Genomic DNA, 21,050 nt, shown 5'->3' with positions numbered 1-21,050 from the left:
ATGAAACAGAAACTCTTATTGATAAGCTTTATACTTTTTGGAGTTTCTGTCATGGCTCAAAATTATAGACCAGTACTAGACGAATTAAATGAATGGCATGTTACCTCCTGTTATTTTGGATGTCATACCGATGTTTACTTTACTGATGGTGATACATTGGTAAACGGTAAAAGCTATAAGATACTGGATGGATACCACTATATTTCGCGCACTTTTTTATTGCGTGAAGATATAGCTAGCAAAAAAGTATATTTAAACTTAATAGATCCACGCTATAATGAAGAGTACTTGTTGTATGACTTTACCTTAAATGAAGGGGATGTCTTTAATATGCAAAATCCAATTAGTCCGTTTCCTGAGGATGGCGGCCCTTTTTTATTAGATTCCATAGTTGCAAAACCCTTGGTTGACGGTGCAAACTACCGCCATTTTTATTTTTCTCCAACACCCGGAAATACCAGTAGTACGAACAATGCAGTTTGGGTTGAGGGAGTTGGCTCTTTATCGCTTATTAATGCGCCAGGAGGTAAACCCAACATAAATGCTGCAGGGCATCTGAGTTGTTTTTTTAAAAATACTGAAGTTTTTTACGCCAATCTAGACTCTATTGACGATTGTATTCCGCTTCATCTGCAAGTCAAAAATAACAAGTTGCAAGATCTCGTGCTTTCGAAACAAAATAACAGTGATGAATGTGTTTTAACAAATGCACAAAATGTAAAGAAAATTACTGTTTTTAATCTTTCTGGGAAGAAGTTAGATGAAAAAATAAATAACGGAAATACCTCCTTAACCTTTAACCTGTCCGGTTATCAAAATGGTTTATATATTATTTTAGCCTCTGGAATTGGTAATACCCAGAGAGCTTTTAAGATAAATAAATAGTAGTAACTATTTTTTCAAGGTTTTTTCTTCAATCAATTCATTAATCCATTCTTTCGCTCTATCTAAATTGGTGAAATGCCGTAATGGTTTTTTTGAAAAAATTTGTTCAACTTGAAGGTTTGATGCTTTTAGTCCATTTTCACTTACAAAGGCAAGGGCAATTAAGTTTTCAATTTTTGAAGTTTCCAAATACACCAGTGGGTTTACCGAATAACTATTTTTGCGGCATGTTATATAGCCAAAATAAGTGTCTTTGTAATATTTTTCGGCAATATTTATCAAGTTGTGGGTGTGGGCTGGCTTAACCGTAATACCCTCTTTCATAATAACCACAATGTGGTTTTCAAAAACCTGAACTGTTCCAAACTCAAAATGTAAGGTAAGTGGCATTTTATAGGGTATTTAAAGTTCTAAGTTAGAAATTAATATTTAATTAATCGGTTATATTAAAAATAATATCATAAAAAAATCCTCCCAAATATTGATTTGGGAGGATTGTTAATATAAATTTAAAGGGAAACCATTAAGATTCTGTCGTCTTCTTCTGCTTTTTAATTTTAATTGTCAGTTCATTCTTTTTCTCATCTAGATCCATCGTAATAGCATCACCTTCCTGCAAGCTGCTATTGATGATTTCCTCTGCCAGTGCATCTTCAATATATTTTTGAATGGCTCTATTTAAAGGCCTTGCACCATATTGCTTATCAAAACCTTTGTCGGCTATATAATCCTTGGCTTTATCTGTTAGTTTTAAATCATAACCTAGGTCAGATATACGAAGGAATAATTTATTCAGCTCAATATCAATAATTTTATGGATGTGTTCTCTTTCCAATGCATTAAACACCATTACATCATCAATTCGGTTTAGGAACTCTGGTGCAAACGTTTTCTTTAAGGCGTTTTCTATCACACTTTTAGTATGTGATTCTTCTTGGTCTTTCTTTGCAGAAGTACCAAAACCTACACCTTGTCCAAAATCTTTTATTTGTCTGGCTCCAACGTTTGAAGTCATTATAATAATAGTATTTCTAAAGTCAATTTTTCTTCCAAGACTATCGGTTAAATACCCATCATCTAAAACTTGAAGCAGCATATTGAAAACATCGGGGTGTGCTTTTTCAATTTCATCTAAAAGCACTACAGCGTAAGGCTTTCTTCTTATTTTTTCAGTAAGTTGGCCACCTTCTTCATAGCCTACGTACCCAGGAGGTGCTCCCACTAAACGGGAGATTGCAAACTTCTCCATATACTCGCTCATGTCTATACGAATTAAGGCGTTGTCTGAGTCAAACAACTCACGTGCCAGCACCTTGGCCAATTGGGTTTTACCAACACCGGTTTGTCCGAGGAAAATAAAAGAGCCAATGGGTTTATTGGGGTCTTTTAATCCAGCCCGGTTTCGTTGAATTGCTTTTACCACCTTTGCAACCGCTTCATCTTGGCCAATTACTTTACCTTTTATGCGGTCGGGGAGGGCAGCGAGTTTTGTGCTTTCTGTTTGTGCAATTCTATTTACTGGAACTCCAGTCATCATTGAGATAACTTCAGCAACATTTTCTTCTGAAACGGTTTCCTTATGAAGTTTAGAATCTTCTTCCCATTTTTCTTGTTGGTTGGCTAGTTCTTTCTCCAAGTTTTTTTCGTCGTCACGAAGCTTTGCGGCTTCCTCGTACTTTTGTTTTTTTACAACTGTATTTTTCAGTTCCCGTACTTCTTCCAAGTCTTTTTCTAATTTCAGAATCTTATCGGGTACATGAATATTTGTTATATGAACACGAGATCCGGCTTCATCTAAGGCATCAATAGCCTTGTCTGGAAGAAACCGATCGGTCATATATCTATTGGTGAGTTTTACGCAGGCGTCTAATGCTTCATCTGTATAAATAACATTGTGGTGGGCTTCGTACCTGTCTTTTATATTTTGAAGAATTTCAACGGTTTCTTCTACCGTTGTTGGTTCTACCAATACCTTTTGAAATCGTCTTTCCAACGCGCCATCTTTTTCAATATACTGGCGGTACTCATCTAGTGTAGTAGCACCAATGCATTGAATTTCGCCTCTAGCCAAGGCGGGTTTAAACATATTAGAAGCATCCAAAGATCCAGTAGCGCCACCGGCACCAACAATAGTATGGATTTCATCGATAAAAAGAATAATATCATCATTCTTTTCTAGCTCGTTCATAACGGCTTTCATCCGTTCTTCAAACTGACCGCGATATTTGGTTCCTGCAACAAGGCTCGCCAAATCTAAGGTTACAACTCTTTTGTCATAAAGAATACGTGAAACTTTTCTTTGAATAATGCGCAAGGCCAATCCTTCTGCAATTGCCGATTTACCAACACCTGGTTCCCCAATTAGCAATGGATTGTTCTTTTTTCTACGGCTTAAAATTTGCGAAACGCGTTGTATTTCACTTTCACGGCCCACAACGGGATCTAACTTTCCTTCTTCTGCCATAGCAGTTAGATCTCTTCCGAAGTTATCTAAAACCGGGGTCTTAGATTTTTTGTTCGATTTTGCACCAGAGCCTGTAAACAAGTTTTCCTTATTAGGGTCATTACCTGCAGTATCGCCGTCATTTGGGAATGATTCGGCTCTTGGTGATTCTATAAAATCATCATCGTTATTTGTTATCATAAGCTTAAATTGGTCTTTAACAGCATCATAGTCAACCTTCATTTTGTTCAACAACTTTGTGGTAGGGTCATTTTCATTCCTTAGAATGCACAAAAGCAAATGCGCTGTATTGATAGCATTGCTCTGAAAAAGTTTGGCCTCTAAAAACGTGGTTTTTAGTGCTCTTTCGGCTTGCCGGGTAAGGTGGAGGTTCTTTTTGTCGTTTGTATTTATCGAAACCCCCGGATTTGCCGGGCTTAATATTTCTACCTTTCTTCTTAAATGGTTTAAATCTACTGCCAATGCATTAAGAATGGTTACCGCTTTGCCATTGCCATCTCTTAAAAGCCCGAGCATTAAATGCTCAGTGCCAATAAAATCATGACCCAAACGCAGGGCTTCTTCTTTGCTATAAGCAATTACATCTTTTACTCTAGGGCTAAAATTATCATCCATATCTTTATATCCTCTCTTCTTAAAACTACTAAATTAACCAAAATAGGACAAAAACTGTTCCTCTTTGAATTCATTTTAGTAAAAGGACAAAATATATAGGGGAACGCAAAGGATTAATCTATATACTTATTAACGATTCACCCCCTATAATTTGTTAATAAAAAACCGAATAAAACCGTGTAAAAACCCTGTTAAGCCTACAAAAAGATGTATCTTGCTTCATTAGTTTAACAACGACAAATAAATTTATTTTTTATGACGGAAGGTGAGAAATTGATCCCTATAAACATTGAAGATGAAATGAAATCTGCCTACATCGATTATTCGATGTCGGTCATAGTGTCACGTGCGCTGCCAGATGTGCGCGACGGAATGAAACCTGTACATAGAAGGGTTTTGTACGGCATGCATGAATTGGGAATACGCGCGACGGGCTCGCATAAAAAGTCCGCAAGAATCGTAGGAGAGGTACTGGGTAAGTATCACCCTCATGGCGATACTTCAGTATATGATGCCATGGTGCGGATGGCCCAAGAATGGAGCTTGCGTTACCTTTTGGTTGATGGCCAAGGTAACTTTGGTTCTGTAGATGGCGATAGCCCCGCGGCAATGCGATATACTGAGGCACGTATGCAGAAAATTTCGGAAGAAATGCTGGCCGATATTGATAAAGATACCGTAGATCACCAACTTAATTTTGATGATACCTTAAAAGAACCTACCGTACTGCCAACAAGGGTTCCAGGTTTGTTGATTAATGGAGCTTCTGGTATTGCCGTAGGTATGGCAACTAATATGCCCCCGCACAACCTTACTGAGGTGGTAAATGGTACCATCGCCTATATAGAGGATAATGATATAGACATTGATGGGTTAATGCAGCACATAAAAGCACCGGATTTTCCTACGGGTGGTGTTATTTATGGCTATGAAGGCGTTCGCGAGGCGTTTCACACCGGTCGTGGCCGTGTTGTAATGCGTGCAAGAGCAACCTTTGAAGAAATTAAAGGAAGAGAATGTATTGTTGTTACTGAAATTCCATATCAAGTAAACAAGGCGGACATGATTAAAAAGACCGCTGATATGGTAAATGATAAAAAAATTGATGGCATTGCCAACATTCGCGACGAAAGTGATAGAAAGGGAATGCGGATTGTTTACATCTTGAAACGAGATGCCGTTCCCAATATCGTTTTAAACACCTTATATAAGTACACTGCGTTACAATCTAGTTTTAGTGTAAATAATATTGCGCTTGTAAACGGTAGGCCGCAAATGCTCAACTTAAAAGAGTTAATTCATTATTTTGTGGAACACCGCCACGAGGTTGTAGTGCGCCGTACGGAGTATTTACTTCGCAAAGCTGAGGAGCGCGCCCATATTTTGGAAGGATTAATTATTGCTTCTGATAATATTGATGAAGTAATTCGTTTAATTCGTGCTTCCTCCAACGCAGAGGAGGCAAGAGAGCGCTTAATTGAAGCCTTTGAACTTTCCGAAATTCAAGCCAAGGCTATTGTAGAAATGCGCCTACGCCAATTAACAGGGCTGGAGCAAGATAAACTACGATCTGAGTATGAAGAATTGATGAAAACAATTCAGGATTACAAAGAGATACTTGCTAATAAGGACCGTAGAATGCAAATTATTAAAGAAGAGCTAGAGGAAATTCGCGGTAAATACGGCGATGAGCGACGCTCTACTATTGAATATGCAGGAGGCGATGTTAGTATAACAGATTTAATTGCCGATGAACAAGTGGTGTTAACCATTTCGCATGCGGGTTATATAAAACGTACATCCCTTTCAGAATACAAAACTCAGAATAGAGGTGGAGTAGGCCAAAAAGCTTCATCTACGCGTAATGAAGATTTCTTGGAATACCTATTTGTAGGTACCAATCATCAGTATATGATTTTCTTTACCCAAAAAGGAAAATGTTTCTGGATGCGTGTTTTTGAAATTCCAGAAGGCACAAGAACTTCAAAAGGAAGAGCCATTCAGAATCTAATAAACATTGATCCAGATGATAAGGTAAAGGCATTTATTTGTACACAAGACTTAAAAGATGAGGAATATATAAATAGTCATTACGTTATTATGGCTACCAAAAAAGGACAGGTTAAGAAAACATCTTTAGAACAATATTCTAGACCACGAACCAATGGTATTAATGCCATAACAATTAGAGATGATGATGAACTGCTTGAAGCAAAACTTACCACTGGTGATAGTGAAGTAATGCTTGCCGTACGCTCCGGAAAAGCAATTCGTTTTGAAGAAGAAAAAACAAGACCAATGGGAAGAAACGCATCTGGTGTGCGCGGTATTAGATTGGGAGATGATAATGACGAAGTTGTAGGAATGATTGCGGTAAACCCAGGAGATTCTGATATACTTGTGGTTTCAGAAAACGGATACGGAAAAAGGTCCTTAATTGATGACTATCGAGTTACCAATAGAGGCGGAAAAGGAGTGAAAACCATTAATATTACAGAAAAAACCGGTAAATTAGTCGCCATTAAAAACGTAACCGATGAAGATGATCTAATGATTATCAACAAATCAGGAATTGCTATACGGATGGCAGTGTCAGATTTGCGTGTTATGGGGCGTGCTACCCAAGGGGTTCGCTTAATAAAAGTAAGAGAAGATGACGCCATTGCAGCTGTTGCGAAAGCAATGAAAGAAGACGAAGATGAAATAGAAATTGATGCTGAAATTAACGCTGAAAGCAATGATGGCACTACTCTTGATACTGATGAAACTCAAACCGAAAATAACGAATAAATTTTAACACATGAAAACAAGAATTTTAATAACAGGGCTTGCGTTTGTATCTGCAATTTCATTTGGTCAGAAAAGAGAGATCAGAAAAGCAGAAAAAGCTTTGAAATCTAACGATTACAATGAAGCTCTAGATTATCTAAATGAGGCAGAGACAATGATTGGCTCCGTAGATAATGATATGAAAGCACAGTTTTACGCTGCAAGGGGTAAAGCGCTTTTAGGTTCAGCTGGAAATGATTTTGCAAAATTAAAAGGAGCAGCTTCAGCCTTTGCCGAGGCTAAGACGCTAGACCCAAAGGTGGAAGAGCAATTGGCACCGCAAATACAAAACTTGCGAGCAGCATTGATAAACAGCGCGGTTGCCGACCAAAAAGCACAGCGTTATGAAATGGCCACTCAAAAGCTTTACACGAGCTATTTGGCTTCTAATGATCTATCAGATTTATACTTTGCGGCAGCTAATTCAGTAAATAGTCAGGATTATGATACCGCCACAAAATATTATAATATGCTGATAGATGCTGGTTATACGGGAGAAACCGAAGAATTTGTAGCTACAAATAAAGAAACTGGTGAAGTAGAAGCTTTTGAAAGTGAAAACGTTAGAAATATGGCCGTTAAATCTGGTCAATTTATTAAGCCTGAAACCCAAGTAACCGAATCTAAAAAAGGAGAGATTCTTCGTAACTTGACCTTAATTTATATTGAGCAGGGTGATAATGAAAAAGCGGTTCAACTAATGAAAGAAGCGCGAGCTGAAAACCCAAACGATATCTATCTTATTCGTGCAGACGCAGATATGAGCTATAAAATGGGGGATATTGAACGATACAATGAATTGATGAATGAAATTGTAGCTTCAGATCCAGATAACCCTGAAATTTATTTTAACCTTGGTGTTGGAAGCGCAGAGATTGGAAATAAAGAAAAAGCTATTGAGTATTATAAGCAGGCCTTAGAGTTAAAACCAGATTATCAAGGAGCCTTGATTAACTTAGCCGTTTTAAAGCTTTCAGGTGAAAATGAGCTTGTAAAAGAAATGAATAGTTTAGGAAACTCAGCAGCAGATAATAAAAAGTATGATGCACTAAAGCAGGAGCGAAAAGATCTTTATACCGAAACCCTACCTTATCTAGAAAAAGCACTTCAGCTTGATCCAAATAATAGAGAGGTTGTACGAACTTTAATGAATATGTACGGTCAAATTGGTGATGAGGCAATGTTTAAGCAAATGAAAGCTAAGCTTGAAACATTAGAAACGCAAGGATAATATTTACATCCATAATTAATAACAAAACCCCTGAGCTATCAGGGGTTTTTTAGTTTTTAAAAGCAATCTGTTCGATTAAAAAATTCGCTTTATAACACGAAGTTTATGGGTGTGATTCCGCATCTCATAATTAAAAATACCGCTGTGGTCTAGTCTGTCAATGCGTACTTTTCCGTGGGCGTGAATAATATAATTATCCTCCATAATAATGCCTACGTGGGTTATGCTTCCCTCTTCATTGTCAAAAAACGCTAAATCGCCAGGCTCACTTTCTTCAATAAAACTCAAGGCTTCACCTTGTGTAGCTTGTTGGCTTGCATCCCGTAGTAATCTGTGTCCGTTAAGTTTATAGACCATTTGCGTAAAACCGCTACAGTCTATTCCGAACGGAGTTTTTCCGCCCCATAAATACGGACTATTTAAGTAAAGTAGGGCTGTTTCAATTATTTTTTTCTTCGGAAGTGTTTTAGACAAAAATTTCCCTTCAAACGTATGCTGTAAATATTTCGAAGCCGATACGGTACTTCCCAAACAGATTGAAAACAATTGCTTGTCTGGGGCTGTAACAAAATCTACCAAATCTGAAGAAAGCATAGCTTCTTTGTTTTCAAAGCCCACGTAGTCTTCTTCAGAAATTCGGTAGTATTGCTTGTTGTCTATCCAACCTTCATAATTATCAAATGCCAAACGAATACGGCTCCATTTTTTCCGGCTTTCCAAAACTTTGAAATGCTCGCCGTAAAGTACCTGCGTCACCATTTCGCTCATATCAGAAGCTTCTGCTCTAACAGGGACAATACTCAAATTACAGATACCGTAATCCATCTAGAAATTATTGATAATGGTAGTTAAGAAGTAGTACTTAGGCGTTTTCAATTACCATTGCAGAGGCACCGCCACCGCCATTACAAATTGCTGCTGCACCTATTTTGGCGTCGTTTTGTTTTAAAACATTAAGAAGTGTTATCAAAATTCGAACTCCACTACAACCCAGGGGGTGACCTAAAGAAACAGCGCCACCGTTTACGTTAACATTGCTGTCATCAAGGTTCAGTATTTTCATATTGGCGAGTCCAACAACAGAAAAAGCTTCGTTAAACTCAAAAAAGTCAACATCTTTAATGTCAATACCTGCCTTAGCAATTGCTTTTGGAAGGGCTTTAGCTGGAGCGGTTGTAAACCATTTTGGCTCTTGGGCTGCATCGGCATAGCCTTTAATGTAAGCCAATGGAGTTAAACCTAATTCTTTCGCCTTTGCTTCGCTCATTAAAATCATAGCTCCTGCGCCATCGTTTATTGTAGAGGAGTTTGCTGCAGTAGCCGTTCCATCTTTTGAAAATGCCGGTCGCAATGAAGAAATTTTATCCATTCTTACATTCTTAAACTCTTCATCTTCAGAAACCACCACAGGTTCGCCACGACGTTGTGGCACTTCTACTGGAACAACTTCTTCATCAAACTTTCCATCTGCCCAAGCTTTTGCAGAACGTTCATAAGATTTTACAGCAAATGCGTCTTGGTCTTCACGAGAAAACTCGTATTCGGTAGCACATAAATCGGCACAGGTCCCCATGGCATTTTGATCATACGCATCTACCAAACCGTCTTTTTGCATTCCGTCTATCATAGATGCTGGGCCAAATTTTTTGCCTTTGCGCAAATGAAGGTAATGCGGAATGTTGCTCATACTTTCCATTCCTCCTGCCACAACTATATCGGCATCGCCAAGCGCAATAGCTTGAGTGGCTTGCATAACCGCTTTCATCCCTGAAGCACAAACCTTGTTAACCGTTGTTGCCGGAACATTTTCAGACAATCCAGCACCTAAAGCAGCTTGCCGTGCAGGAGCTTGCCCTACACCAGCTTGTACCACATTGCCCATATATACTTCTTGCACCAAATTTGGGTCAAGATTAATCTTTTCTAAAGAACCTTTTATTGCCGCCGATCCTAACTGGGCCGCGGTTAATGAAGAAAGGCTTCCCATAAAACTGCCTATTGGGGTTCTCACTGCGGATACTATAACTACTTTATTGCTCATTACTCGTGTTTTTAAATTTAAAATAACGACAGCGAAATTACGTATTTCTAACTTAAATATCAATCTTTGCAGGTAATGGTTTTGGGATAACTCGTTCCTTATTTATACCTTTACTATATGTTATAAGCTTATGAAGAACCTTTTTTCATTTTTTGCAAAAAACCAGTCCCTTATTTATAAGGTTTTTCTTTTCATATTCGCTACGCTATTGGTTATTTATTTTTTTCCGAAAGGTGGACAATTTAAATATAACTTTCAAAAGGGGAAACCCTGGCAATATGAAAACCTTTATGCACCTTTCAGTTTCACTATAAAGAAGCATGAAGACACTCTTATAAAGGAACGAAAAGAGATTAGGGCAAATGCAATTCCATATTTTGAATACAATAGTGATGTAAAAAACCAGGTTGTTAAAAGTTTTAAAAACAACTTAAATTTACAATATATTGACAGTCTTTACAATACATCTAAGAGAAGTGTTGAGAGGCTGGGAGAAGCATTTTTAACTAATGCTTATAAAAATGGTGTTACAGACGAAATTCACGGCTATGACGGCGATAAGCTAATTTATTTAAAAAAAGGTAACGAAATTGAAGAACGAACTTATTCACAAATCTTCAAAAAAGACAATCTCAACAAAAAAGTTAGAGATCTTGTAGAGAAAAATAATGTTGAAGATGTTCAAGCTTTGCTTTACAATGCCTTAAAAACAGAGTTTCGACCAAACGTAAAGCTCAATTCAAAGTTAACTGAAACAGCTATTAATGCCGAAATAAACGCGTTAAACCCAAATCGCGGCGTCATAGAAAAAGGCGGACGGATTATTGCAAAGGGAGAAGTTGTTGAAGGCGATAAATTCCAAATTTTAAACTCTTTAAAGGCAGAATTCGATAGCCAAATATGGAGTAAGAATAACTACATGTGGTTGTTGGTAGGGTATGCAATGCTGGTTATGCTGGTGTTTTTGATGCTCTTTCTGTTTCTGAAAAACTACAGACCTTATATTTATAACAACAACACAAAGGTTACTTTTATTTTTTTCAACATATTCTTGATGGTTTTCCTTACTACACTCGTGGTAAAGGTTCATGCAGACTATGTTTATGTAGTGCCCATTTGTATTTTACCACTTATATTAAAAGCTTTTTTTGATGCGCGTGTGGGCTTATTTGTGCATGTGCTAACCGTTCTGTTGCTTGGTTTTATTGTTCCCAATAGCTTTGAATATATGTTTCTGCAGTTTATCGCTGGGATTGTAACTGTTCTTACCGTTTCAGAATTGTATAAAAGAGCCAACCTGTTTATTTCCGTAGGACAAATAACCTTGATTTATATTCTTGGCTATTTTGCATTTTATGTTATTCAGGAAGGAAACCTTCAAACAATGGAATGGCAGAACTTTCAATATTTTATACTCTGTGGTTTAGCAACACTTTTTGCACATCCTTTAATTTATTTTTATGAAAAAATATTCGGTTTGGTCTCAGATGTTTCTTTATTGGAACTCAGTGATACTAATTCTAAATTATTAAAGGAGCTATCAAATAAGGCCCCAGGAACTTTTCACCATTCATTAAACGTGGCGAATTTAGCAGAAACTTCTGCAAACGAAATAGGCGCAAATAGCATGTTGGTTAGGGTAGGAGCCTTATACCATGATGTTGGTAAAATGCTTAACCCTACTATGTTTACCGAAAACCAGGCTAATTCAATTAACTCGCATAACGAACTGGACCCAAAGGAAAGCGCCAAGATTATTATAAACCACGTTATAAAGGGAATAGAGATAGCAAGAAAGAACAATCTGCCCGATCGTGTTATTGATTTTATACGAACCCACCACGGTACTAGTTTGGTGTATTATTTTTACAGCAAGGAGAAAGAGCAGCATGGAGAGGCCAATAAAGAAGATTTTATGTATCCCGGCCCCATTCCTTTTTCAAAGGAGACTGCAATATTGATGATGGCAGATAGCGTTGAAGCAGCGAGTAAGAGTTTAAAGGAACCCTCTTCTACAATTATTGATGAATTTGTTGAAAAGATAGTCAACAACCAAATGGCGCAAGGTCAGTTTTTAAATGCAGATATCACCTTCAAGGAAATTGAAATGATCAAGAAAGTATTAAAGAAGAAATTGAACAATATCTATCACTTACGGGTTGAGTACCCCGAATAACTGTGTTTTGTTCTTTTTTTTTGGATTGTAAGATCCTCATAATTAGAAGTCTCATATTTTATTTAAAAAACCTTGTCTTTTTCTTTGGCTTATATCATTAATAAATCTATATTTGCACTCGCATTTCAGGATGCACGTTCATAAAGAAATTGGAGAGGTGCCGGAGTGGTAACGGAGCAGATTGCTAATCTGTCGACGGGCAACCGTCGCCAGGGTTCGAGTCCCTGTCTCTCCGCATTGACATAAAAACAAATATAGCCTCTAAGTTGCCGGATTTAGATTCTGTTTTTAATGTTTAGTATTGATAGAGTTTTAAATAACTTTTTTAGGGTGTAGCGTAGCCCGTTTATCGCGTCTCGAACTTGCTTCGGGAAGGTCATAGGTAAACAAATCGTAAGGAGTTGAAAGTACTTCGGGGTGTAGCGTAGCCCGGTTATCGCGCCTGCTTTGGGAGCAGGAGGTCGCAGGTTCGAATCCTGCCACCCCGACAAAAGCCGGACAATTAAAGATTGTTCGGCTTTTTTATTTTTAAATGACAATTGTTTTAAGGTTCTCCCAGTGGTTTTTGGGAAGATAGCGCATCCCGAAGCAAGTTCGGGACGGTTATAAAGGAGAGTTTAAATAAATAATGTTAATGGTCGCATAGCTCAGCTGGATAGAGCACCTGCCTTCTAAGCAGGCGGTCGAAGGTTCGAATCCTTCTGCGATCACTTGATAATCAAGCGGTTAACGCTTAAATGTGTTAGCCGTTTTTTTGTATGTACCTATTTTGTACCTATGTAGATAAGAGATAATAAAAAAAACCCGCCATTCGATGAGTATAAGAATGACGGGTTGAAAGCCCCAAACGGCTAATATTATTAAATTTTCAAATCTGCCATAAATAACGGCAAACGTTCTGAATCTTTATATTTTTCTAAAAAAGATATTATTTCGTCTTTGTCTTCATTCCCATAAATATAGAAATGATAACCTTTAGCAAGTAGCGTTTTTAATTGATCGGGTGCTAACTCGGTGTTTCTTATAAACTCGATTAGTTCAGCTATGGAATGAAGACGCACTACCATAATTTAATCTTTTAAACTAATTTCGATAACTCTATCTGAATCGGTTGTTAACTCGGTCGCCTTTAAAGTAGGTAGCACAAACTTCGCTAACTGCATAACTATTGTTAAACGCTCATAAGGTTGTAGCGTGTCCAAGTCATCTTGGAACGTGGAAAGGTTGTTTTCCACTAATTCCTTAAACTTTTCCCGTACTTCAGCGGTTGCCTTGTTTTTACTTCCTTTTGGTCTGCCTGCCTTCATTATATTGATATTGTTTATTCGGTTTTGTTGGTGTTACTTCATTTTTGCTATACGCTCCCCATTTGGTATAATTCTATTTTGTGAAGTGTTAGCCGTTAAAATATCGCCAAACAAAATAAGTTTGTACGCTTCACGCTCTGGAATATAATTTTCTGCTATTGCTTCATTTAATAAGTCGCTAATCTTAACGCCTAAATTATACGCTTTTACTTGGCGTTCCGTTTCGGCATAGGTATAACACTTTTGAATCTGTACAGGTTCTGCCACTAACTCAAACTCTCCGCTTTCGGTCTGCTCTATTGGGTAATCTCGCCAAATTGGAAGATTGTACCGTACGTACTCATTTAACGGCTTTAAATCAATTCCCAACGTTTGAAAGTTTAGTTTATCATCTGCATCTGGAAAGGGAAAATTTGGTTTGAAATATTCTAAGATAAAAGCCATTCCCTTATCTCTGATATTATCCCGCTCCTCTTTGTTAAAAGTGGTTTTGCAAACTGTTTCGGCTTTCTCAATTAATATATTTAATTTCTTTACTCCCGTTTCTGCTTGCTTCTTAATCTGTTTAATTTTGTTCTCGTTTGTTTTTAGTAAAATCTTACTCATCGCTTTTTGTTTTTAATTATTTAACTTTTACTGCTGGTACTTTTTTACCTGTTTTTACTTTTACTGCTGGTACTTTCTTTCCAGTACGATAGACTTGTCCGTCTTTGTTTCTCTTATATTCACTCATAACTGTATAAATTTAATTTGTCGCCAATTAGTAAGGCGGTGCGTGTTAGGTCTGGAAATATTTCTTTTGATATTGCACCGTGTAGCGTTGCCTTATTGGGTGCGTTGTCCAGTTCCTTTGCCAGTCTCTTTTTTAATCCTTTTGGTAGTTCGTACATCTTTAAACTTTTTGTTTGTCGTATATTCCCACGATAAAATGTAACTCATCATCTGATAGCTTTGAGTAGTCCAATTGCTGTGCTTCCTGCTTGTGCGTAGCTTCCATTTTCATCTGGGATTGCTTAGGCATTAAATACGGCAACATCTTTATAATGGCGTTAATCTTGTCATTAGGCTCTAACTGCTCAAATATCGTTTCAAGATCGTCAATTTTACTTTCAATAAATGCACCCATTACGTCTTTCATTTGCTGGGTTGTTTTATTCGGCACGCCTGCACGTGTTGACTTTTTCCCCGCTTTGGATGCTGTTTTTGTTGTAAATGCCATTACGTTACTTTATGTTAGTTTAACGTCTTAAAGATATTGGTTATCACTGATTTAGCCTATTTTTTAGGTGCTTAATTGTTAAAACTTATCAACATTTATTTATTTATAGTTTTTGTTTATAGTAGTTAGTCCCATTCATCAAAATCAATCTTTGGAAATACTACTTCTATTTTCTTGTTTTTTACTTCCTTAACTTCTTTTTGACTTAAATCTATTTTGTGAAACCTTAAATACTCTTGAAAGAATTGTTCCCCTCGGTTGTGAGCTTGCTCTATCTCAATATTAAATGCGCTATGCTCCAACGAGGTATTAAAGTCTTCCAGCTTGGGAATATGTCCTTCAATCTCTTTTGGTGTTTTTGGAACGTACTCCCTATTAAAAGCCTTTGCGCCTTGTTTTATGGTCTTATAATCACTCCCTGAATATTGTTCCATTAAATACGCCTTTTCAGCTTCTATGATACTATTATCTCTTTTGATGCTAACATCTGGATGAACGCCCACCACTTCGCCAAGAATAAAAATATATTGAAGTGCTATTTCTCTATTATTGATTAGACGATTAATCTTTAATAATTCCCTTTCGTAAACCTGTATTTTTCTTTGTGCCAATCGGGTTGTATTTGCCTTTTTATGATGCTCAACAACATAACTTACACCCTCTTTATACATATTACTATAAAGAGGGTAGTTTTTATCTGTTTGAGCATAGGGTTTACGCTTCCTTCCTGTTGTTAACTCATTAATTCTCAATATAATACACTTTATAAATTCGTTTGTTTTGGCTTTACCGTTCATTTTAAATTCAATAAATGAGAAATTGCCATTTGTAAATCTTGTTTTCAGCATCTGGAACAACTGTTTCATTCTTAATTTTTTGTTGACTGTTCCCCTCGCATTATTCAAAGCATTTAAGAAATCAATCCGTTTTCTAAATTTAAGGTTCTCTATTGTTTCAAAATCTCGTGATTGTATCATAATATCATCTTTGCGGTGTAAGTGTTTCACAAGCTCCCGAAACAAGTATCTAAGGTTAAATATTACATTGCTATTCTGGCGAATGTGGGAAAGGATTAAAAACAACTGCATTTTTGAAATTGGTTCTCCATTTAGATAGTGAAGTGTTGAAATCATCTCTATACAATTATTCACAAAATCATCAAAACTGCATCTTTCCACAATATTGAAGGATGCCGAAATATATTCGTATTTCTCGGCATAGAATCGAAACCCGGTCGCATCCCCAATTGCTTTTGGATAGGTTAATATCTGTTTACGAACCATCGGCATATAATTTTCTTTTGTCGTTGGTGGTACACTTGAAATATAGGCGAAGGATAAACGCTTATTTGAATAACCGAAAGTATTTGAATAGATAGGTTTGTTTAGTTCGTCAAAACCAAACACGCATTTATCATCAAAAATGGATTGAATAGGTTTTGTTTTCTTGTCGATAAATATAACTCCATCGTGAAGCCTTCCACCTTTCAAATAAGCATTTTCATTCATAAATAAATCAATGTACCTTTTTTCATACTCACACATAAAATCATAAAACAAAGGATTTTTAGAATGTGTAAGCCCTGTAATGATAGTACACTCACTTTCTGAATACCCACAGGAAATGAGAAAGTTTTTTGTTTGCAGAACCGTTTTGTATTTACCACTATTGCACCACTTGTTAAAAAGTACCTTCGCTTCGGATCGGCTTATGTTGTGGTTTTCTTGAAGGGTTGAATACACCTTGTGCCGTTTATCTGCATTTATAGCAAAATCAATAAATGAAGGAAAGGCACTTTTAATATCGCAATCCACAATTTTAAATGGTGTTATCCCTCGAAGCATTCGGGAACATTTCACAAGTGGGTTATATTCTCGAAATCGCTTTTCGCTAATCTTAAAATGATTGGTTGGCAAATCAAGTTCTTTGCAAATCAAAAACAGAATCAAGTAATGCCATCGCTCAACCATTTTAAACCCATAAACACCTTTTATCTCTTTCTCATCTACTTCTTTATATTTCTTATGCAAGTATTCAATATCATAGCGGTACTGGCTCTCTGGTAGCTTCTTTTGATATTGGGCGTAATGGTTAACGTACGTTATATGCTGATGCCTTCCGAAATGTTCAGAATTAAAAAACCAAGCCGATTGAATCACAAGGTAACAGGCGTTAAATAAGGCGGTATCTTTTAATTTGTAGTATGTAGTATCAATTTCATAAATAGCGGTGTAATTAGTAAGGTTACACGCATCAAAGAAACCTTTAACGCCCTCCACAGTATAAACCGCATCGCTAATTGCGTTTTTTGGAAATATACGCTCATAGAAATACGCCATTGCTAACAATGTCAATTCCGAAAAATTTGTGCCTTTACTATCTTTGTTGTCGCCCTGAATGTTCCCCAATGCAATTTGAAAGTTAATTTCACTCTCATCTGAAATGCGGTTTTGTATGTCCGCATCCAGTTTGCTATCATTGAAAAAATCCAGTTTAATATAATGAGAAATAAAGGCTTTTTGTGAAGCCTGTAAACCCATTACTCAAAAGTTTGAAGTTTGTTATTAAATCTACTCTTGAAATACTTGGGATTGGTTGTAACAGCTTCTACAAGCCTTTTGGAACGTGTGCATCTTATTTGTCCAACTACTTGAGCTGTTCCGCTCTCGATCATATCAATAACATCCTGTGTTACCATAAACGTCATATCGGGATAACCTAAATACGTGGCTGCCATTCTACGGCTTATCGGCTTCTTATACAGGATTTTATAAAGTTGCTTTGCATCCTGTATTTTCTTATCTTTACTGCGCTTTGTGTCGCCTAAAACACTTTTAACGCTATGTGGGTTTTTCCTTTTCATAGCGTTATTTTTTTGGAGTTAAGTAAGTGTGAACCTCTTCTTTTATTTCCGCTCTGGTCTTAATCTTGGATTGTTTAATCCAGTCTATAAGTTCAGACTTAAAGAAAAATAAACGATTGTTTTTCTTGTGGTAGGGGATCGCATTTCTTTGACAATAACCGTATAAAGTAGGAACGGTGTAACCAACAATTTTTGAAGCTTCTTTAATTGTCAGCGGCAAATCTTCTTGCGGCTCTTCGGGTTGTAGTTTGTTTTCAAATAGGTTTAGGAATCTTCTAAACTCTTCTCTAAATTGTTCAAATTCCGAAGGTAAATTTTCTAATGTAATACTCATCTTTTCAATACTTTAAATTAATATTGAAGGCAATGTATTACGGTTATGAAGGGGTTTAAATCGCTTAGGGTTGTTCGGTGGGTTTTTAGTATTGGTCAATCAATCTTTAGGTTTTCACCTGTGAAATTCTTTATAATCTGTTATGTTGAATCCGTAAAAACCTTTATCCATAATGTCAAAATATTTTTGTTTTATTAAGGTTGTATTTCCTTTTTCCCTCTTCTCATATTTATCTAAAAAGGCACGGAATATTCTTCTCACATCTTTTTTATATTTAATGTATTTGAAATTTTGTTTTACTGGTTGCTTATCTATAAAGGTAGATTTTATAAATAAATAAAGCTGTTCGTAAGATAGATAATACGTTCCCTTGTCGGTTGGTTCAATCAAAACTTTGAAGTGATTATAAACCTCTTCAATTGATATTCCAGGAGTTAATTCATTTTGTTCTAAAAAAAGGTCTTCAATTTTAACCTGTACATTAAGTCCGTTTTCTGTTACAATTTTTTGTTTAATAAAATCAATGTTTCGCAACATAGTATTATCTATATTTTGCCAAAAATCATATTCATTATCTAAGTCATCTTCTGAATAAAATCTTTCAATATTCCAAAGCAATAAAGTTTTTTGTTTTTTTATTATACTCATTTCTTGCTCAAAGAATTTCAATTCATCTTTTAAAAATGAAATTTCGCTTTTCTCGGGATGTTGATAAAAATATTCTTCTCTATTTGTATAAAAGAGGTCTTCTGTATAATTTAAAAATCTCTCCGAAGTCATCACCATAATAGTTTTGGTAATATCAAAGGTTTCTTTATCTGGGATAAGTTTGTAGTCTTTCATCTTTTAAAGTTCATTATATTATTTGCGTATTCCTTTTTTTCCTTATCCGGGAAACTATTTAAGTAGTTTTGCGTAGTCTGAATATTTTCGTGTCCTAAACTTTCCATAATAGTTTTTAAAGGGATATTGTCCTCATTGTGGGCAATGGTCGCCCAGCTATGGCGTGCCCAGTATGCCGAAATCTCTTTTGGTAGTCCTATTTCCTTGCATAGCTTTTTAAGGTTCTGCGATATGAAACAATTGAAATTACTTATTTTTTTATGCTGAACATCTGCGGGATCACTTTTTAAAATAATATCAAATACTAAATTGTTAGGTTTGGAATTATCACTTCCGTATTTCTCTATGATAGCACGTGTGAAGTCATTCAAATAAACTTTTATTTTCTTTTTTGTCGATACGGTTGTAACTGTTTTTGCTCTATAAAATGAAAAACTATCTTCGTCAAAATCGCTATACTTTAAATTTGCAATATCCTTTACATTCATTCCGTTGCAGGCATAAGAAAAAAACCAAAAATCTTTGGCTTTCGCTTGCTCTGGTGTTAGTGCTTCGGCTTCAAATAATACCGATAACTGTTCTTTGGTTAACGCTTTTTTTACTGCTTGGGCTTTGGGAATTTGATATTTGTTTTTCTCTCCTTTATATTTTCTGAATGGATAAACAATACCTTGCACCTCGTTATTTATTGCAGTATTAAACAAGGCTCGCAAACATCTTAAATACATACTCACAGTAGCTGAACTCCTACCTCTATTGATCATAAAATCTTCATAGCTTTGAAGCCAAGCGGGTGTTATATTCTGAAATGTAAGTTTCTTGTATTCCTTATTTAGTTTCTCCGCTTCTTTTTTATTCTTTTCGTCTTTTCGTGTTTCGTCCGAAATACTAAGTTGAAACGCTATAAAATCAATTATAGACTTTTCGCTTAACTCGTAGGTGTTGGCAGTTCCTATCTTTTTTCTTTCTAATAATGAATTGATAGTTTCAGAATATGCCACATTTAATAAAGAAGTGTTTCCAGCTTTCCCATACATTACTTTTTCAAATGCTTCAATAGTGAACGGCTTTAAAGTTTTTGCTTTCGCTTTTGCATCTGATACCAGTACTTCCAGCTGTTCCCGTTTTTCTCTATTTTTTCCTCTATTGTCTGGATTGATTATTAAATTATATTCGTCCTCACTATATTCAAATTCCGTTGGATAGCGTTTTTGTTTTCCTTGTGCCACAACTTGTAAACGGACAAAATACTTTCCGTTTTTTCTTGGTCTTTGCTTGTGCAGGGTGTAAGTAATTGAATAATCCATTTTAAAGGCTTTTAATGATAGTAACACAAAAATAAGCCTAAAATATCAATGTACCTATAATGTACCTATGAAATAACGCAATGAACGTGTAAAAGATATTAACAAACAAATGTGTTTAAATGCTTAATAGCCTATCTTTACAGGGTTTTAGGAAAGAAAGTATAATAAAGTAATAATGAAAAGATAGTGTATTTTATGCCTTCTAAGCAGGCGGTCGAAGGTTCGAATCCTTCTGCGATCACATTCAAAAACCTCAATCATCTGTTAATTAGATAATTGAGGTTTTATTGTTTTTGGTTTTGCACACAAACTGCACACATAAGGTTTTTGGATGCCGCTTTTACTCCTTTTTTAGCAAAAAATGATAAACACTTTGGTTGCCTGAACTAAGAGAATAAGCACTTTCAAACTCGTAGCTATATTTTGCAAAAAAATTAAGTGCATCAATCATTGAATTAAAAGTTAACTGTTTGCCGTTTTCGTCTTTTACTTGTGTTTCTTTAGAACTAAAAAATTTATTCTCTTGTCCAAAATCAATATCAATATTTACTTTATTGCTCATCATTCTACTTGTTCCTACAATTTGAATGTATTTAACATCAATATCCTTTAACGGAACATCGTTAACGGTTTGTGAAAAACCACTACTTAAAGCGAATAGAGATAAAATAACAGTTGAAATAAGAAATCTTTTCATAATTGTATGTTTTAATGGTTAAGGTTTCAATATACAAAAAAACGGATCAAGAACAATTGTTGTGTTTATGCAAAGATTGTGGTTAATCTAAAAAGGAAAAATTCTATATTTCTAACACCTCTAAATTGTGTTCTGAAAGCTTTTATTTTAGCATCAAACGACTCTGCTGAGGCATTGGTACTTCTATTGTCAAAATAGTTCAGTATGTTTTGGTAATGTATTAGATCAAGAACAATTGT

20 protein-coding genes and 3 tRNA genes are annotated in these 21,050 nt (G+C 36.0%); 7 read left to right on the top strand and 16 right to left on the bottom strand.

Annotated features, from left to right (window positions below; translation table 11 throughout):
* Positions 1-885, top strand: a complete 885-nt coding sequence (locus tag QPK98_RS05005; protein ID WP_310991959.1) for a T9SS type A sorting domain-containing protein — start codon at positions 1-3, stop codon at positions 883-885.
* Positions 886-891: 6 nt separating this feature from the next.
* On the opposite strand, the gene QPK98_RS05000 is transcribed toward QPK98_RS05005, so the two are convergent.
* Complete coding sequence (locus QPK98_RS05000; protein ID WP_310991957.1) at positions 892-1,275, bottom strand: hypothetical protein; 384 nt, start codon at positions 1,273-1,275, stop codon at positions 892-894.
* 133 nt (positions 1,276-1,408) lie between these two features.
* On the bottom strand, positions 1,409-3,964 hold the full coding sequence (locus QPK98_RS04995) for an ATP-dependent Clp protease ATP-binding subunit (RefSeq protein ID WP_310991956.1): 2,556 nt from the start codon (positions 3,962-3,964) through the stop codon (positions 1,409-1,411).
* A 255-nt stretch (positions 3,965-4,219) separates the two neighbouring features.
* On the opposite strand from QPK98_RS04995, the gene gyrA reads away from it, so the two are divergent.
* Both gyrA and QPK98_RS04985 read left to right on the top strand, forming a co-directional pair.
* Entirely contained in the window at positions 4,220-6,754 is a 2,535-nt protein-coding gene (gyrA, locus tag QPK98_RS04990; RefSeq protein ID WP_310991955.1) for a DNA gyrase subunit A, read from the top strand.
* A gap of 10 nt (positions 6,755-6,764) precedes the next feature.
* Positions 6,765-8,024 (top strand): tetratricopeptide repeat protein, encoded by a 1,260-nt coding sequence (locus QPK98_RS04985; protein WP_310991954.1) that lies wholly within the window; start codon positions 6,765-6,767, stop codon positions 8,022-8,024.
* Between the two features lie 75 nt (positions 8,025-8,099).
* Here QPK98_RS04985 and QPK98_RS04980 read toward each other — a convergent pair whose 3' ends face one another.
* Both QPK98_RS04980 and QPK98_RS04975 read right to left on the bottom strand, forming a co-directional pair.
* Positions 8,100-8,849: a C40 family peptidase gene (locus QPK98_RS04980; protein ID WP_310991953.1), complete on the bottom strand. Its 750-nt coding sequence runs from the start codon at positions 8,847-8,849 to the stop codon at positions 8,100-8,102.
* Positions 8,850-8,886: 37 nt separating this feature from the next.
* The gene (locus tag QPK98_RS04975; RefSeq protein ID WP_310991951.1) at positions 8,887-10,065 is read right to left on the bottom strand and encodes an acetyl-CoA C-acyltransferase; all 1,179 of its coding nucleotides are present in this window, start codon (positions 10,063-10,065) and stop codon (positions 8,887-8,889) included.
* A gap of 130 nt (positions 10,066-10,195) precedes the next feature.
* Here QPK98_RS04975 and QPK98_RS04970 point away from each other — a divergent pair, with 130 nt between their 5' ends.
* The 4 genes from QPK98_RS04970 (at position 10,196) to QPK98_RS04955 (ending at position 12,951) form a co-directional block, all read left to right on the top strand.
* Positions 10,196-12,241 (top strand): HD family phosphohydrolase, encoded by a 2,046-nt coding sequence (locus tag QPK98_RS04970; RefSeq protein ID WP_310991950.1) that lies wholly within the window; start codon positions 10,196-10,198, stop codon positions 12,239-12,241.
* A 151-nt stretch (positions 12,242-12,392) separates the two neighbouring features.
* Positions 12,393-12,476 (top strand) — tRNA-Ser (locus QPK98_RS04965).
* Positions 12,477-12,654: 178 nt separating this feature from the next.
* A tRNA-Pro gene (locus QPK98_RS04960) sits at positions 12,655-12,729 on the top strand.
* A 148-nt stretch (positions 12,730-12,877) separates the two neighbouring features.
* Positions 12,878-12,951 (top strand) — tRNA-Arg (locus QPK98_RS04955).
* A gap of 150 nt (positions 12,952-13,101) precedes the next feature.
* Here the strand turns inward: QPK98_RS04955 and QPK98_RS04950 are convergent.
* The 12 genes from QPK98_RS04950 to QPK98_RS04895 all read right to left on the bottom strand — a co-directional run bounded on the left by QPK98_RS04950 (position 13,102) and on the right by QPK98_RS04895 (position 21,017).
* Entirely contained in the window at positions 13,102-13,308 is a 207-nt protein-coding gene (locus QPK98_RS04950; protein WP_310991949.1) for a hypothetical protein, read from the bottom strand.
* A 3-nt stretch (positions 13,309-13,311) separates the two neighbouring features.
* Positions 13,312-13,548: a hypothetical protein gene (locus tag QPK98_RS04945; RefSeq protein ID WP_310991948.1), complete on the bottom strand. Its 237-nt coding sequence runs from the start codon at positions 13,546-13,548 to the stop codon at positions 13,312-13,314.
* A 33-nt stretch (positions 13,549-13,581) separates the two neighbouring features.
* A complete protein-coding gene (locus QPK98_RS04940; RefSeq protein ID WP_310991947.1) occupies positions 13,582-14,154 on the bottom strand; it encodes a hypothetical protein in 573 nt (190 codons plus the stop codon).
* 119 nt (positions 14,155-14,273) lie between these two features.
* Complete coding sequence (locus tag QPK98_RS04935; protein ID WP_310991946.1) at positions 14,274-14,438, bottom strand: hypothetical protein; 165 nt, start codon at positions 14,436-14,438, stop codon at positions 14,274-14,276.
* A 2-nt stretch (positions 14,439-14,440) separates the two neighbouring features.
* Positions 14,441-14,767, bottom strand: coding sequence for a hypothetical protein (locus QPK98_RS04930; protein ID WP_310991944.1), 327 nt, complete (start codon positions 14,765-14,767; stop codon positions 14,441-14,443).
* A 125-nt stretch (positions 14,768-14,892) separates the two neighbouring features.
* Complete coding sequence (locus QPK98_RS04925) at positions 14,893-17,307, bottom strand: hypothetical protein (RefSeq protein WP_310991943.1); 2,415 nt, start codon at positions 17,305-17,307, stop codon at positions 14,893-14,895.
* Positions 17,307-17,630, bottom strand: coding sequence for a hypothetical protein (locus tag QPK98_RS04920; RefSeq protein WP_310991942.1), 324 nt, complete (start codon positions 17,628-17,630; stop codon positions 17,307-17,309). Before QPK98_RS04920 ends, QPK98_RS04925 begins: the two co-directional genes overlap by 1 nt.
* Before the next feature lie 4 nt (positions 17,631-17,634).
* The gene (locus QPK98_RS04915; RefSeq protein WP_310991941.1) at positions 17,635-17,964 is read right to left on the bottom strand and encodes a helix-turn-helix domain-containing protein; all 330 of its coding nucleotides are present in this window, start codon (positions 17,962-17,964) and stop codon (positions 17,635-17,637) included.
* Positions 17,965-18,078: 114 nt separating this feature from the next.
* Entirely contained in the window at positions 18,079-18,807 is a 729-nt protein-coding gene (locus tag QPK98_RS04910; RefSeq protein WP_310991939.1) for a hypothetical protein, read from the bottom strand.
* On the bottom strand, positions 18,804-20,114 hold the full coding sequence (locus QPK98_RS04905; RefSeq protein WP_310991938.1) for a tyrosine-type recombinase/integrase: 1,311 nt from the start codon (positions 20,112-20,114) through the stop codon (positions 18,804-18,806). The genes QPK98_RS04910 and QPK98_RS04905 overlap by 4 nt, the downstream gene beginning before the upstream one ends.
* A gap of 340 nt (positions 20,115-20,454) precedes the next feature.
* Positions 20,455-20,811, bottom strand: a complete 357-nt coding sequence (locus QPK98_RS04900; RefSeq protein ID WP_310991937.1) for a hypothetical protein — start codon at positions 20,809-20,811, stop codon at positions 20,455-20,457.
* Positions 20,812-20,876: 65 nt separating this feature from the next.
* Entirely contained in the window at positions 20,877-21,017 is a 141-nt protein-coding gene (locus QPK98_RS04895; protein ID WP_435373088.1) for a transposase, read from the bottom strand.
* Positions 21,018-21,050: the final 33 nt, after the last annotated feature.

Source organism: Aequorivita marina (assembly GCF_031631895.2).
Taxonomy (GTDB): Bacteria; Bacteroidota; Bacteroidia; order Flavobacteriales; family Flavobacteriaceae; genus Aequorivita; species Aequorivita marina.
The sequence above is the reverse complement of the archived record's forward strand: the minus strand, read 5'-3'. Positions and strand labels throughout refer to the sequence as shown.

Coding starts and splice junctions, on each gene's coding strand:
- QPK98_RS05005 (WP_310991959.1), top strand. CDS start 1: ATGAAACAGAAACTCTTATTGATAAGCTTTATACTTTTTGGAGTTTCT.
- QPK98_RS04970 (WP_310991950.1), top strand. CDS start 10,196: ATGAAGAACCTTTTTTCATTTTTTGCAAAAAACCAGTCCCTTATTTAT.
- QPK98_RS04920 (WP_310991942.1), bottom strand. CDS start 17,630: ATGAAAAGGAAAAACCCACATAGCGTTAAAAGTGTTTTAGGCGACACA.
- QPK98_RS04945 (WP_310991948.1), bottom strand. CDS start 13,548: ATGAAGGCAGGCAGACCAAAAGGAAGTAAAAACAAGGCAACCGCTGAA.
- QPK98_RS04905 (WP_310991938.1), bottom strand. CDS start 20,114: ATGGATTATTCAATTACTTACACCCTGCACAAGCAAAGACCAAGAAAA.
- QPK98_RS04980 (WP_310991953.1), bottom strand. CDS start 8,849: ATGGATTACGGTATCTGTAATTTGAGTATTGTCCCTGTTAGAGCAGAA.
- gyrA (WP_310991955.1), top strand. CDS start 4,220: ATGACGGAAGGTGAGAAATTGATCCCTATAAACATTGAAGATGAAATG.
- QPK98_RS05000 (WP_310991957.1), bottom strand. CDS start 1,275: ATGCCACTTACCTTACATTTTGAGTTTGGAACAGTTCAGGTTTTTGAA.
- QPK98_RS04930 (WP_310991944.1), bottom strand. CDS start 14,767: ATGGCATTTACAACAAAAACAGCATCCAAAGCGGGGAAAAAGTCAACA.
- QPK98_RS04925 (WP_310991943.1), bottom strand. CDS start 17,307: ATGGGTTTACAGGCTTCACAAAAAGCCTTTATTTCTCATTATATTAAA.
- QPK98_RS04985 (WP_310991954.1), top strand. CDS start 6,765: ATGAAAACAAGAATTTTAATAACAGGGCTTGCGTTTGTATCTGCAATT.
- QPK98_RS04910 (WP_310991939.1), bottom strand. CDS start 18,807: ATGAAAGACTACAAACTTATCCCAGATAAAGAAACCTTTGATATTACC.
- QPK98_RS04950 (WP_310991949.1), bottom strand. CDS start 13,308: ATGGTAGTGCGTCTTCATTCCATAGCTGAACTAATCGAGTTTATAAGA.
- QPK98_RS04940 (WP_310991947.1), bottom strand. CDS start 14,154: ATGAGTAAGATTTTACTAAAAACAAACGAGAACAAAATTAAACAGATT.
- QPK98_RS04935 (WP_310991946.1), bottom strand. CDS start 14,438: ATGTACGAACTACCAAAAGGATTAAAAAAGAGACTGGCAAAGGAACTG.
- QPK98_RS04975 (WP_310991951.1), bottom strand. CDS start 10,065: ATGAGCAATAAAGTAGTTATAGTATCCGCAGTGAGAACCCCAATAGGC.
- QPK98_RS04915 (WP_310991941.1), bottom strand. CDS start 17,964: ATGAGTATTACATTAGAAAATTTACCTTCGGAATTTGAACAATTTAGA.
- QPK98_RS04900 (WP_310991937.1), bottom strand. CDS start 20,811: ATGAAAAGATTTCTTATTTCAACTGTTATTTTATCTCTATTCGCTTTA.
- QPK98_RS04995 (WP_310991956.1), bottom strand. CDS start 3,964: ATGGATGATAATTTTAGCCCTAGAGTAAAAGATGTAATTGCTTATAGC.